The sequence below is a fragment of the Enterobacter sp. WCHEn045836 genome (assembly GCF_003965585.1).
Classification (GTDB): domain Bacteria; phylum Pseudomonadota; class Gammaproteobacteria; order Enterobacterales; family Enterobacteriaceae; genus Enterobacter; species Enterobacter dissolvens.
Genome location: NZ_RXPT01000003.1, coordinates 130,905 through 144,163, shown reverse-complemented (window position 1 = coordinate 144,163; position 13,259 = coordinate 130,905). Strand labels below are relative to the sequence as shown.

The 13,259-nt window shown below is 57.3% G+C and carries 11 protein-coding genes and 1 pseudogene; 6 read left to right on the top strand and 6 right to left on the bottom strand.

From position 1 onward, the window contains the following. Positions 1-2 precede the first annotated feature (2 nt). The 6 genes from pxpA to EKN38_RS05020 form a co-directional block, all read right to left on the bottom strand. Positions 3-740, bottom strand: coding sequence for a 5-oxoprolinase subunit PxpA (gene pxpA / locus EKN38_RS05045; RefSeq protein WP_014831110.1), 738 nt, complete (start codon positions 738-740; stop codon positions 3-5). Next, positions 727-1,659 (bottom strand): 5-oxoprolinase subunit PxpC, encoded by a 933-nt coding sequence (gene pxpC / locus EKN38_RS05040; RefSeq protein ID WP_014831109.1) that lies wholly within the window; start codon positions 1,657-1,659, stop codon positions 727-729. Before pxpC ends, pxpA begins: the two co-directional genes overlap by 14 nt. Next, positions 1,653-2,309, bottom strand: a complete 657-nt coding sequence (gene pxpB, locus EKN38_RS05035; protein WP_014831108.1) for a 5-oxoprolinase subunit PxpB — start codon at positions 2,307-2,309, stop codon at positions 1,653-1,655. Before pxpB ends, pxpC begins: the two co-directional genes overlap by 7 nt. A gap of 14 nt (positions 2,310-2,323) precedes the next feature. Beyond that, complete coding sequence (locus EKN38_RS05030; RefSeq protein WP_014831107.1) at positions 2,324-3,067, bottom strand: type 2 GTP cyclohydrolase I; 744 nt, start codon at positions 3,065-3,067, stop codon at positions 2,324-2,326. Between the two features lie 10 nt (positions 3,068-3,077). Continuing rightward, positions 3,078-4,490: a deoxyribodipyrimidine photo-lyase gene (gene phrB, locus EKN38_RS05025; RefSeq protein WP_014831106.1), complete on the bottom strand. Its 1,413-nt coding sequence runs from the start codon at positions 4,488-4,490 to the stop codon at positions 3,078-3,080. A gap of 236 nt (positions 4,491-4,726) precedes the next feature. Then, positions 4,727-4,933, bottom strand: a complete 207-nt coding sequence (locus tag EKN38_RS05020; RefSeq protein ID WP_013097552.1) for a YbfA family protein — start codon at positions 4,931-4,933, stop codon at positions 4,727-4,729. Between the two features lie 309 nt (positions 4,934-5,242). Between EKN38_RS05020 and kdpF the strand changes: the two genes are divergently transcribed. The 6 genes and pseudogenes from kdpF to kdpE all read left to right on the top strand — a co-directional run bounded on the left by kdpF (position 5,243) and on the right by kdpE (position 13,028). Then, entirely contained in the window at positions 5,243-5,332 is a 90-nt protein-coding gene (gene kdpF, locus EKN38_RS05015; RefSeq protein ID WP_014069365.1) for a K(+)-transporting ATPase subunit F, read from the top strand. Next, complete coding sequence (gene kdpA / locus EKN38_RS05010) at positions 5,332-7,011, top strand: potassium-transporting ATPase subunit KdpA (protein WP_014831105.1); 1,680 nt, start codon at positions 5,332-5,334, stop codon at positions 7,009-7,011. Before kdpF ends, kdpA begins: the two co-directional genes overlap by 1 nt. 18 nt (positions 7,012-7,029) lie before the next feature. After that, on the top strand, positions 7,030-9,078 hold the full coding sequence (gene kdpB / locus EKN38_RS05005; RefSeq protein ID WP_014831104.1) for a potassium-transporting ATPase subunit KdpB: 2,049 nt from the start codon (positions 7,030-7,032) through the stop codon (positions 9,076-9,078). A 12-nt stretch (positions 9,079-9,090) separates the two neighbouring features. After that, positions 9,091-9,666: a potassium-transporting ATPase subunit KdpC gene (gene kdpC, locus EKN38_RS05000; protein ID WP_014831103.1), complete on the top strand. Its 576-nt coding sequence runs from the start codon at positions 9,091-9,093 to the stop codon at positions 9,664-9,666. Further along, positions 9,667-12,354 (top strand): annotated as a pseudogene (kdpD, locus tag EKN38_RS04995) (two-component system sensor histidine kinase KdpD). Next, positions 12,351-13,028, top strand: a complete 678-nt coding sequence (kdpE, locus tag EKN38_RS04990) for a two-component system response regulator KdpE (RefSeq protein ID WP_014831101.1) — start codon at positions 12,351-12,353, stop codon at positions 13,026-13,028. Before kdpD ends, kdpE begins: the two are co-directional and overlap by 4 nt. Positions 13,029-13,259 lie beyond the last annotated feature (231 nt).

Genomic DNA, 13,259 nt, shown 5'->3' with positions numbered 1-13,259 from the left:
TTTCAGGCGCTGACGAGGATCCCCTGCTCTGCAAACGCCGCCCGTAAGCGGCGGGCAAACTGCAGCGCATGCTCGCCATCACCGTGTAAGCATACTGTGTCAGCCTGAACGCTGGCGGTTGCACCATCAACCGCTCTCACTGTTCCCTCGCGCACCATCTGAAGCGTCTGCGCCAGCGCCAGAGACTCATCGGTGATCAGCGCGTTGGGCTGTGAACGGGGAACCAGGGTTCCGTCGGGCTGATACCCTCTGTCGGCAAACACTTCCTGCCGGGTGGTTAACCCCAGACGCTGGCCGGCGCGGATAAGCTCGCTCCCCGCCAGGCCAACCAGGATCAGTTGCGGGTTGCAATCGAACACCGCCCGGGCGATAGCATCCGCCAGAACGGGATCGTTTGCCGCCTGGTTGTAAAGCATACCGTGGGGCTTCACGTGGCGCAGCAGGCCCTGCTGGGAACGCACAATCGCCTCGAGCGCGCCAATCTGGTAAAGCGTCTGGGCGTAGACCGTTTCGGACGGGAGATCCATCGCCGTGCGGCCAAAATTCTCCCGGTCAGGGAAGCTCGGATGCGCCCCTATCGCAACACCATTTTTGATGGCATTGCGCACGCTCGCCAGCATCGTTTGTGCATCACCCGCGTGAAAGCCGCAGGCGACATTCACCGAGGTGACCAGGGTCATCAGTTCAGCGTCGGCGCTGCCGCCCTCGCCCAGATCGGCATTTAAATCAATCTTTACCATCAAGCCTCCACGCCAGTTGTTCCAGATAACGCTGCTGGTCCTGCCGCGCCTTCAGCGCCTCCTCCAGGGAGCATTGCACGAAGTGAATCGGCTGTCCGAGAGGAATTTGCGCCAGATGGTAGCGATCGGCCTCAATGATGCAGGCAATACGCGGGTAACCGCCCGTGGTTTGCGCATCGTTCATTAACACAATCGGTTGACCGTTACCCGGCACCTGAATGACGCCGGGCAATAAACCGTGAGAAAGCAGCTCGCGGTCTGTGGTACGGGTCAGCGGCTGCCCCTGAAGACGATACCCCATGCGGTTACTCTGCGGGCTAATCTTCCATGGCGAGCGCCAGAAAGACTCCTGAGACACCTCATCAAATTCCTGATACTCCGGCCCCGGCAGGGCGCGGATCTGGTTTCCCCAGAGGAGTTGCTTCACGCCCTGTGCGGTGGAAAAGTGTCGCGTTGACGGTTTTATCGCCAGGCGATCGCCATCGCGCAACAAACGTCCTTCGTGACCACCAATACCGGCTTTCTGATCGGTACTGGATGAACCCAGCACCTCCGGCACGTCAATCCCACCGGCAACGGCAAGATAACTGCGAACCCCGTGCAGCGGACGCTTTAGCGTTAAACGCTGTCCGGCTTTCGCCCGCAGCCGCCAGCCGGTCCAGACCGCTTTGCCATCAAGCGTGGCATCACACCCGGCGCCGGTTAAGGCAAACCAGGTCTCCTGACTGAATTCAATGACACACTGCCCCAGCGTAATTTCGAGCGCAGCTGTATTGCCGGGGTTACCCACCAGCACGTTGGCAATCTCCAGCGCCGGCCTGTCCAGCGCGCCACAGTAGCTCACGCCAGACTGGCGCATACCAAAGCGACCCGCATCCTGAACGGAGGTGTAAAGCCCGGCGCGAATAAGCGTTAACATACCCCCTCCTTCTGCGGAATAAAGCGAAGGGTGTCGCCAGGACGCAGGAGGACCGGCGATTCCAGCCCCGGTTCAAATAACGGCATGGATGTGTGTCCGATGAGCTGCCAGCCCCCCGGCGATGTGAGCGGATAAATGCCCGTCTGTTCGCCACCAATCGCGACGGTACCCGCCGGCACGCTCAGGCGCGGTTCAGCGCGGCGTGGCGTGTGTAACGCCGGGGAGAGTCCACCCAGATACGGGAAGCCCGGCTGGAATCCCAAAAACCAGACCACATAATCAACAGAGGCGTGCAGCTCAACGACCTGTTTTTCGGTTAGCCCGCAGTGTTCAGCCACCACGCCAAGATCGGGTCCCCCTGTGCCACCATACACTACCGGGATCTCAATCGTGCGGGATTCCGGCTCCAGCGCTTCGCTCTCCTCCCACCAGCGCTGTAAACGCTCAATGGCATCCAGTGCCAGCGTATGCGGATTACGCAGCACCACGGTGATATTATTCATCCCCGGGATCGCCTCAACCACCTCAGGCACCTCCACCAGACGCTGCGTTAGCCGCCAGATACGCTTTTGGGTCGCAAGGGTAACGGGCGGCTCCAGCTCCAGCACCACCGCCGTTTCACCCAGAAGATAACAACGCGCTCGCTGCACTCAGGTACCTCTCATCAGGCCGGGTTAGGGATATCAATAAACGTAACATCCAGATCGGTATTTTCGGTCAGCCATTCGCTCAGGGCGCGAATGCCGCCGCGTTCGGTGGCATGGTGACCTGCCGCGTAAAAATGCAGCCCCTGTTCACGGGCTGAATGAATAGTCTGCTCGGAGACTTCACCGGTGATAAACGCATCAACACCAAAACGCGCGGCGCTATCAATGAAGCCCTGACCGCCACCCGTGCACCAGGCGACACGCTTCACCGTATCCGGACCGGTATCACCGCTCCACAGCGGACGACGTCCCAGACGCGCTTCAATCCATGAGGCCAGCTCAAGACCCGGCACCGGCATCGACAGCTCGCCCCACGGCACCAGCGGCTCAATTTCACCCATCACGGTGATCCCTAACAGCTGCGCGAGCTGAACGTTGTTGCCAAGCTCGGGGTGCGCATCCAGCGGCAGATGATAGCCATACAGGTTGATATCATTTGCCAGCAACGTTTTCAGACGGTTGCGCTTCATGCCGCGAATGATCGGCGATTCGTTTTTCCAGAAATAGCCGTGATGGACGATGACAGCATCGGCCTCCTGACGCACGGCTTCATCCAGCAACGCCTGACTGGCGGTCACGCCGGTGATAATTTTTTGCACCGTGTCGCGCCCTTCGACCTGTAACCCGTTCGGGCCGTAGTCGCTGAAGGCGCTGCTGTTCAGTTTTTCGTTGATCAGACTTTCCAGTTCGGTGTTTTTCATCATGACTCTCTTAAGCTTTACGGGCCGCTTCGTACGCCGCCAGCGTGGCGACGCGCGCCTGTTTATGTTCAACAATCGGGCGAGGATAATCGAGCGTTACGCCCTGTTTGTCCGCCCATGCCCACGGGTCGTGGATCGCCTTAGCGGGGACCGCTTTCAGCGCAGGCAACCAGTGGCGGATAAACGTCCCGTCCGCATCAAATTTTTGTCCCTGCGTGGTGGGATTAAAAATCCGGAAGTAAGGTGCCGCATCGGTTCCGGTCGAGGCCGCCCATTGCCAGCCGCCATTATTCGCCGCCAGATCGCCATCGATCAGCTGAGAAATAAAATACCGCTCCCCGACACGCCAGTCGATAAGCAGATCTTTCACCAGGAAGCTGGCGGTAATCATCCGCAGGCGGTTATGCATCCATCCAGTTTCATTCAGCTGGCGCATCGCGGCGTCCACAATCGGGTAGCCGGTTTCACCCTTTTGCCAGGCCTGCAGCAGCGTCTCGTTTTGCTGCCACTGCACATTATCGGTCCAGCGAATGAAAGGTCGATGTTTACATAATTCAGGGTGATACGTCATCAGATGACGATAGAATTCGCGCCAGATAAGCTCGTTAAGCCATACCGAACCAGCGCCCCCCTCCAGCGCGTGGGGCTGCTCTGCCAGAAGACGGTGTAAACACTGGCGCGGAGAAAGCACGCCCAGCGCTAAACAGGCCGACAACCGGCTGGTACCTTCAATGGCGGGGAAATCCCGGCGTGCGTCGTAAGCGGCCGCCCCCGTTTTGCAGAACTGGCGCAACTGCGCGATTGCCGCTTTTTCATCAGCCGGGAATAAAGCGTGGTCATACGCCTGTTGCGGATAGTCAAACGTCAGTTCAGGCAGGTTGTTTACACTCTCCCCTCGCGCGGACGGCGCGGCAACACACTCCGGCAGCGCCTCTTTCAGCCGTTTGATAAATGCATTTTTAAATGGCGTAAAGACTTTATACATCTCGCGATTGCCGGTCATCACGCTGCCCGGCGCCAGCATCACGCTGTCATCAAATCCCTGACACTCTACGTCCCCGAGGATCCGCTCCAGCTGACGATCGCGCTGCTGTTCATTGAATTCGTACTGGTAGTTGTAAAAAAGATGCGTGACGTCGTTCTGCTGACAGACCTCCTGTACCGCGCTGAGCTGAGCGGCAAAATCACTGACCTCTTTGTAAATCAACGGAATGCCTTTTTCCGCCAGCGAACGTTGCAGGGCATTCAGATGCGAACAGAGATAAGCGGCTTGACGGGGGGCCATATCATGCTGCTGCCACTGTCCGGGGGTAGCGATAAACAGCGCCAGCACGCGGGCGTGTTCAGAGCGACAGGCTGCCGCCAGGGCGATGTTGTCATGCAGACGCAGATCCGCGCGAAACCAAACCAGATGGGTGGGCATAAAACTCCAGGCAATTGTCCATTATATCCGTAAGGGCATGCCGTAAAAGGAAAAAGGCACGTATTGAACTACTTTGCCATGAAGTGTAGACGGGATGAAATAAGGGAGTGGCAGTTTGATTACTCAGAAAAAGAAGATATGCCTGAAAACCACCCAACGGACCGCGAATCCGGAGGGACAAAAAAACCGCCACATTGCTGTAGGCGGTTTTTTTATTGCTGTGTGTAGTCTTAGTATCAGTAAAAATCACAGGTCGCTTTTTCGGCCTGATCCATCCACACCGGCTTCTCGCTGGTTTTCGCCCAGACGCGGTGCAGATAGCTGTAAAAACGTGCGCGATCTTTCCAGAACAACATCACCGGCAGGGCCAGCACGCCAGCCACTACGGCGAAAGCGCGACGCATGAACACGATATGAGCCGGATACTCTTTATAAAGATCCATATTTTTCTCCCCTGTAGTTGGCCGGAAACTGACTCCGGAAAATTCAAAAACTGTGACCTGGCTAAAATAATATCGCTTTGTTTGTAATTTTACTACTCATCCGACCACTTATTTTCACCTGTTTAGCCAAAATTTACATTCACGCCGTAATTAAGTTACAAAAAAGTTAAAGATTTACTTACCAATAGTTAAATTGTGGGCTTTGCCATTTTTATACTTTTTTTACACCCCCCGTCCTGATTTTTGCGAAATCTTTGCGCCATAAATCCTACCGTTAGCACAAATACAAATGTCACCCGGAGGTGGATTGTGAGTGCAGGTCTTATTGCCGGCATCGTGCTGGTGTTCCTGTTATTGGGTTATCTGGTTTATGCCTTGATTAATGCGGAGGCATTCTGATGGCTGCTCAGGCGTTTTTGCTTATTGCCAGTTTTTTAGGGGTGCTGTTCCTTCTGGCAAGACCGCTGGGAACAGTGCTGGCAAGGATGATCAACAACGTGCCGCTGCCGGTGGCAGGTCGCGTTGAAAAAGGGATCTGGCGCGTCCTGGGAATCCAGGATGGGGAAATGAACTGGCGTCAGTATCTGCTGGCGATCCTGCTACTGAATATTGTCGGCCTTGTCGCCCTCTTCGCCATGCTGATGCTGCAGGGTAGCTTACCGCTCAACCCGCAGCAGTTGCCGGGTCTGTCCTGGCATCTGGCGCTGAACACGGCAGTCAGCTTTGTCACTAACACCAACTGGCAGTCCTATGCCGGGGAAACCACGCTGAGCTACTTTAGCCAGATGGCCGGGTTAACCGTGCAAAACTTCCTCTCTGCTGCCACCGGCATTGCGGTGATCTTCGCGCTCACGCGTGCCTTTGCGCGTCAAAATATCAGCACGCTGGGCAACGCATGGGTCGATCTGACACGCATCACCCTGTGGATATTACTCCCTGTGGCCCTGATCATCGCGCTGTTCTTTATTCAGCAAGGCACCCTGCAAAACCTGCTGCCTTACACGCCTTACACCTCCCTTGAAGGGGCAAAACAGCTTTTGCCTATGGGGCCGGTGGCATCGCAGGAAGCCATTAAAATGCTCGGTACCAACGGCGGTGGCTTCTTCAACGCCAACTCGTCGCATCCGTTTGAAAACCCAACCGCGCTGACCAACGTTGTACAGATGCTGGCGATCTTCCTGATCCCCGCCGCGCTCTGCTTTGCCTTTGGCGATGTGGTAAACGACCGCCGTCAGGGACGGACCCTGCTGTGGACCATGTCTCTTATCTTCGTGGTCTGCGTCGCGCTGGTGATGTGGGCGGAATGGAACGGTAACCCTCACTTCCTGACGCTGGGCGCAGACAGCGCGATCAATATGGAAGGGAAAGAGAGTCGCTTTGGCATTCTCGCCAGCAGCCTGTACGCGGTGGTCACCACGGCAGCCTCGTGCGGGGCGGTTAACGCCATGCATGACTCCTTTACGGCGCTGGGCGGCATGATCCCAATGTGGCTGATGCAGATTGGCGAAGTGGTATTTGGCGGCGTGGGCTCAGGTCTTTACGGCATGCTGCTGTTTGTACTGCTGGCGGTGTTTATCGCCGGACTGATGATTGGCCGTACCCCGGAATACCTCGGTAAAAAAATCGACGTACGGGAAATGAAATTAACCGCGCTGGCGATTCTGGTCACGCCTGCCCTCGTGCTGCTCGGCACCGCCCTGGCCCTGATGACCGACGCCGGGCGCAGCGGCATCTTTAATACGGGTATCCATGGGTTTAGTGAAGTGCTCTACGCCGTCTCGTCTGCGGCTAACAACAACGGCAGCGCCTTTGCAGGCTTAAGCGCCAACTCACCTTTCTGGAACTGTCTGCTGGCATTCTGCATGTTTGTCGGCCGCTTCGGGGTGATTGTGCCGGTGATGGCCATCGCCGGATCGCTGGTGAATAAAAAAATTCAACCGACCACCACCGGCACATTACCGACCCACGGTGCGCTGTTTGTTGGCCTGCTGACCGGCACCGTGTTGCTGGTAGGTGCCCTGACCTTTATCCCCGCCCTCGCGTTAGGCCCGGTCGCGGAAACCCTCTCTTTACGCTGATTTTGCGGAGAATTTGTCATGAGTCGTAAACAACTGGCCCTGTTCGAACCGTCGTTAGTTCGTCAGGCGCTCATGGATGCGGTGAAAAAGTTAAGCCCGCGCGTGCAGTGGCACAACCCGGTGATGTTTATCGTCTGGGCAGGCAGCGTGCTGACTACCGCCCTGGCGATTGCCATGGGAACGGGTCACCTTCCAGGCAACGTGATGTTCACCGGAGCGATCAGCCTGTGGCTGTGGTTTACCGTGCTGTTTGCCAACTTTGCCGAAGCGCTGGCGGAAGGCCGCAGTAAAGCGCAGGCCAACAGCCTGAAAGGGGTAAAAAAGACCGCCTTCGCACGCAAATTACGTGAGCCAAAATACGGCGCGCAGATGGACCACGTGCCGGCAGATGAACTGCGTAAAGGCGATGTGGTCCTGGTGGAAGCCGGTGACATTATTCCCTGTGATGGCGAAGTGATTGAAGGGGGAGCCTCCGTTGACGAAAGCGCCATCACCGGGGAATCCGCACCGGTCATTCGTGAATCTGGCGGTGATTTCGCCTCGATCACGGGCGGGACGCGTATTCTCTCCGACTGGCTGGTGATCCAGTGCAGTGTCAACCCGGGCGAAACCTTCCTTGACCGGATGATCGCCATGGTAGAAGGCGCGCAGCGTCGTAAGACCCCCAACGAAATTGCCCTGACCATTTTGCTGGTGGCCCTTACCATCGTCTTCCTGCTGGCCACCGCCACGCTGTGGCCCTTCTCCAGCTACGGTGGCACCGCAGTCAGCATCACCGTGCTGGTGGCGCTGCTGGTCTGTCTGATCCCAACCACCATTGGCGGCCTGCTCTCTGCCATCGGTGTGGCGGGGATGAGCCGCATGCTGGGCGCGAACGTTATCGCCACCAGCGGACGTGCCGTAGAAGCTGCAGGTGATGTGGATGTTCTGCTGCTGGATAAAACCGGGACCATCACCCTCGGCAACCGCCAGGCCTCCGAGTTTTTACCTGCCCCGGGCGTGGATGAAAAAACGCTGGCAGATGCCGCCCAGCTCTCGTCTCTTGCCGACGAAACGCCGGAAGGCCGCAGCATCGTGATTCTGGCGAAACAGCGCTTTAATCTGCGCCAGCGTGATGTGCAGAGCCTGCATGCCACGTTTGTGCCCTTCACGGCGCAAACCCGAATGAGCGGTATCAACATCCAGGACCGCATGATCCGTAAAGGTTCCGTTGACGCCATTCGTCGCCACATTGAAGCCAACAACGGTCATTTCCCACCGGAAGTGGACAATCTGGTTGAGAGCGTTGCCCGTCAGGGGGCCACACCACTGGTCGTGGCTGAAGGAGCCCATGTACTGGGGGTGATTGCGCTGAAGGACATCGTCAAAGGCGGTATCAAAGAGCGTTTCGCCCAGCTGCGTAAAATGGGGATCAAAACGGTGATGATCACCGGGGATAACCGGCTGACTGCCGCCGCCATTGCCGCAGAAGCGGGCGTGGACGACTTCCTCTCGGAAGCCACACCGGAAGCCAAGCTGGCCTTGATCCGTCAGTACCAGGCGGAAGGCCGCCTGGTGGCGATGACGGGTGACGGCACCAACGATGCCCCTGCCCTCGCACAGGCCGACGTGGCGGTGGCGATGAACTCCGGTACGCAGGCGGCAAAAGAGGCGGGCAACATGGTCGATCTTGACTCTAACCCGACCAAGTTGATTGAAGTGGTGCACATCGGTAAACAGATGCTGATGACGCGCGGTTCCTTGACCACGTTCAGTATCGCCAATGACGTGGCAAAATATTTCGCCATCATTCCCGCGGCGTTCGCGGCCACCTATCCGCAGCTGAATGCGCTGAACGTGATGCACCTCCACTCCCCGTCTTCGGCCATTCTCAGTGCGGTGATCTTCAACGCCCTGATTATTGTCTTCCTGATCCCGCTGGCGCTGAAAGGGGTGAGCTATAAGCCGCTGACGGCCGCAGCCATGCTGCGCCGTAACCTGTGGATTTACGGGCTGGGCGGGCTGCTGGTGCCCTTTATCGGTATTAAGGTTATCGACCTGCTGTTAACGCTGTTCGGGCTGGTTTAAAAGGTGAATCAAATGACGATGTTACGTCCCGCTATACTTCTGTTTATTTTGCTGTCGCTTATTACCGGTGGGCTTTACCCGCTGGTGACCACCGCGCTGGGCCAGTGGTGGTTCAAGGATCAGGCCAATGGCTCGCTGATTATACAGCAGGGTGAAAACCGCGGCTCTCGCCTGATTGGTCAGAACTTTACGGATGCCCGTTACTTCCAGGGACGCCCTTCCGCCACCGCCGAAAGCCCGTATAATCCGATGGCATCCGGCGGGAGTAACCTGGCGGGCAGTAACCCTGAGCTGGACAAAGCCATCGCTGAGCGCGTGGCGGCCCTGCGTAGCGCCAATCCGCAGGCCAGCCGGGAGGTGCCTGTGGAACTGGTGACCGCCTCCGCCAGCGGACTGGATTACAGCCTGACGCCTGAAGCGGTGGCCTGGCAGATCCCGCGCGTTGCCGCTGCCCGTCATCTGACCGTCGAACAGGTCAGTCAACTGGTGGCAGAGCACACGCAAAAACCGCTGGTCAGTTTCATTGGTATGCCGGTAGTGAATATTGTTGAGCTGAATCTGGCGCTGGACGCGCTAAGGAAAAACTAAATGACCGACGAGCCCTTGCGCCCGGATCCTGACAGGCTGCTCGAACAAACAGCTGAAGCCCATCGTGGCAAACTGAAAGTCTTCTTCGGCGCCTGCGCGGGCGTCGGGAAAACCTTCGCCATGCTGACAGAAGCTCAACGACTGCGGGCTCAGGGGCTCGATATTCTCATCGGCGTGGTGGAAACCCACGGCCGTAAAGAGACCGCGGCGCTGTTGAAGGGGCTTGCCACGCAGCCCCCTCGCCGTATCAGCCATCGTGGCAGGCTGGTGACGGAGTTCGATCTCGACGCCGCCCTCGCCCGCCGCCCCGCCCTTATTCTGATGGACGAACTGGCGCACAGTAATGCGCCAGGCTCACGTCACCCCAAACGCTGGCAGGATGTTGAAGAGTTACTTGAAGCCGGGATTGACGTCTTCACCACGGTGAATGTTCAGCATCTGGAAAGCCTGAACGACGTGGTCAGCGGCGTGACCGGCATCTAGGTGCGCGAAACGGTACCCGATCCGTTCTTTGATTCCGCGGATGAAGTGGTGCTGGTCGACCTGCCGCCCGATGACCTGCGCCAGCGCCTGCATGAAGGAAAAGTCTATATTGCAGGCCAGGCCGAGCGCGCCATCGAACACTTCTTCCGTAAAGGCAACCTGATCGCCCTGCGCGAACTGGCCCTGCGCCGCACCGCCGATCGTGTGGATGACCAGATGCGCGCCTGGCGCGATCTGCAAGGACAGGAACGCGTCTGGCATACGCGGGATGCCATCCTGCTGTGCATAGGTCACGGCAGCGGCAATGAAAAGCTTGTCCGTACCGCCGCCCGGCTGGCCGCGAAATTTGGCAGCGTCTGGCATGCGGTATATGTCGAAACGCCACAGCTTCACGCCCTGCCTGAAAACCAGCGTCGCGCGATCCTCAGTTCGCTGCGTCTGGCCCAGGAGCTGGGGGCGGAAACCGCTACCCTCTCCGATCCGCAGGAAGATAAAGCCATTCTGCGCTACGCGCGTGAGCACAACCTGGGCAAGATTGTCATTGGCCGTCGCCAGCACCGGCGCTGGTTTAGCCGCGAATCGTTTGCCGACAAACTGGCCCGGCGCGCGCCCGACCTGGATCTGGTGGTCGTGGCACTGGATGACAAACCCACACCGCTCCCCAACCGCGCGCCCGACAGCCGTACCTTTGGTGATAAATGGCGAATTCAGATCCGCGGCTGTCTGATCGCCGTCGTGCTCTGCGCCCTGATAACCCTTATTGCCAGCAAATGGCTGATTGCCTTTGACGCGGCCAACCTGGTGATGATCTACCTGCTTGGCGTGGTCGTGGTTGCTCTCTTTTACGGGCGCTGGCCGTCAGTACTGGCAACGGTGATCAACGTCATCAGCTTTGATCTGTTCTTTATTGATCCGCGCGGGACGCTCGCCGTCTCGGATGTACAGTATGTCCTCACGTTTGCCGTGATGCTCACCGTCGGACTGGTGATCGGGAATCTGACGGCGGGCGTTCGCTATCAGGCGCGTATCGCCCGCTATCGTGAACAGCGCACCCGACATTTATACGAGATGTCCAAATCGCTGGCGGTAGGCCGCACGCCGCTGGATATCGTGCAGACCAGCGAGCAGTTTATCCGCTCGACCTTTAATGCCAGCAACCTGATTTTACTCCCGGACGAGCACGGGAAATTACGCCCGCTGACGTCGGCCTCGGGCATGACGCCCTGGGATGAAGCCATTGCGCGCTGGAGCTTCGATAAAGGTTTACCGGCCGGTGCAGGGACAGACACCCTGCCCGGCGTGCCGTATCAGATCCTGCCGCTGCGCAGTGCCGATAAAAATCAGGGGCTGGTCATCGTCGAGCCGTCTAATCTGCGCCAGCTGATGATCCCCGAGCAGCAAAGGCTGCTGGAGACCTTTACGCTGCTGGTTGCCAGTGCGCTCGAAAGACTGGCGCTGACGGCGAGCGAAGAGCAGGCGCGTCTGGCAAGCGAGCGTGAAAGCATTCGTAACTCGTTGCTGGCGGCCCTCTCCCACGATCTTCGCACGCCTCTCACCGTGTTGTTTGGCCAGTCGGAAATTCTGACCCTGGATCTGGCGGCTGAAGGTTCAAAACATGCCCTGCAGGCCAGCGAGATCCGCCAGCATGTGCTGAACACCACGCGGCTGGTGAATAACCTGCTTGATATGGCACGGATACAGTCTGGCGGGTTCAACCTCAAAAAAGAGTGGCTGACACTTGAGGAAGTGGTGGGAAGCGCGCTGAAAATGCTGGAGCCCGGTCTCGGTGGGCGGCATATCGCGCTGAACATGCCTGAGCCCCTGACGCTAATTCACGTGGATGGTCCGTTGTTTGAACGTGTGTTAATCAATTTGCTGGAAAATGCGGGCAAATATGCCGGAGCAAAAGCGCAAATCGGGGTGAACGCCACGGTGGAAGATAATACGCTTCGCCTTGAAGTCTGGGATACCGGGCCCGGTATTCCTGCCGGTCAGGAAAAAGCGATTTTCGAAAAATTCTCGCGCGGCAATAAAGAGTCTGCCATTCCGGGTGTCGGGCTGGGTCTGGCGATCTGCCAGGCCATTATTGACGTCCATGGCGGCACCATTTCGGCGGAGAATCGCCCGGAAGGAGGCGCACGTTTTTGTGTTACACTTCCTCTGGAAACCCCGCCAGAACTTGATGAATTACCAGAGGATTTGTGATCAACGTCCTGATTGTTGAAGATGAACTCGCCATTAGCCGGTTTCTGCGTGCTGCGCTGGAAGGTGACGGCCTGCGCGTTCATGATGCCGGTACGCTCCAGCGCGGGTTGATTGAAGCCGCCACCCGCAAGCCGGACCTGGTGATCCTCGATCTCGGTCTGCCGGATGGCGACGGCATCGATTTTATTCGTGAGGTGCGCCAGTGGAGCCAGATGCCGATTCTGGTGCTCTCCGCACGCACCGAAGAGACGGATAAAATCGCCGCGCTGGATGCTGGCGCGGACGACTATCTCATTAAGCCTTTTGGAATTGGCGAGTTACAGGCTCGCCTTCGTGTTGCGCTACGTCGCCACAGTGCCACCGTCCCTGCCGACCCGACGTACACTTTCGGTGATGTGCAGGTCGATCTCGCTGCACGACGTATTGTTCGCGGTGAAGAGGAGATCCACCTCACCCCGATAGAGTTTCGCCTGCTCGCAGTTTTGCTCAACAACCACGGTAAGGTCCTGACCCAACGTCAGCTTCTGAGTCAGGTGTGGGGACCCAACGCTGTGGAACATAGTCACTATTTACGCATATATATGGGACACCTGCGTCAAAAACTTGAAGTTGACCCCGCTCGCCCTCGCCATCTATTAACCGAAACCGGTATCGGTTATCGGTTTATGCTTTGAATAACTATTCAAATTTATTTCTGTCAAAATTAAAGCCACTCCACAAATAGTGCCAAAATAAGCCATACGGGATATTTTTGGCTTATTTTCGCTCATTCAGAACACAACCAATACAATCTGTTAACTCATCATCAACAAACCAGTGTTTTGATCTGGGATATTCATCGAAAACGAATAATTATTTCTGATTTGATCGGTTAAGGGTGATCTGATTCACAGTTAATCGCTTTT

What these genes read in the sequence shown, in the direction of transcription:
- pxpA (WP_014831110.1), bottom strand. Translation starts at nt 740, where the DNA reads ATGGTAAAGATTGATTTAAATGCCGATCTGGGCGAGGGCGGCAGCGCC.
- pxpC (WP_014831109.1), bottom strand. Translation starts at nt 1,659, where the DNA reads ATGTTAACGCTTATTCGCGCCGGGCTTTACACCTCCGTTCAGGATGCG.
- EKN38_RS05030 (WP_014831107.1), bottom strand. Translation starts at nt 3,067, where the DNA reads ATGAAAAACACCGAACTGGAAAGTCTGATCAACGAAAAACTGAACAGC.
- phrB (WP_014831106.1), bottom strand. Translation starts at nt 4,490, where the DNA reads ATGCCCACCCATCTGGTTTGGTTTCGCGCGGATCTGCGTCTGCATGAC.
- EKN38_RS05020 (WP_013097552.1), bottom strand. Translation starts at nt 4,933, where the DNA reads ATGGATCTTTATAAAGAGTATCCGGCTCATATCGTGTTCATGCGTCGC.
- kdpA (WP_014831105.1), top strand. Translation starts at nt 5,332, where the DNA reads ATGGCTGCTCAGGCGTTTTTGCTTATTGCCAGTTTTTTAGGGGTGCTG.
- kdpB (WP_014831104.1), top strand. Translation starts at nt 7,030, where the DNA reads ATGAGTCGTAAACAACTGGCCCTGTTCGAACCGTCGTTAGTTCGTCAG.
- kdpC (WP_014831103.1), top strand. Translation starts at nt 9,091, where the DNA reads ATGACGATGTTACGTCCCGCTATACTTCTGTTTATTTTGCTGTCGCTT.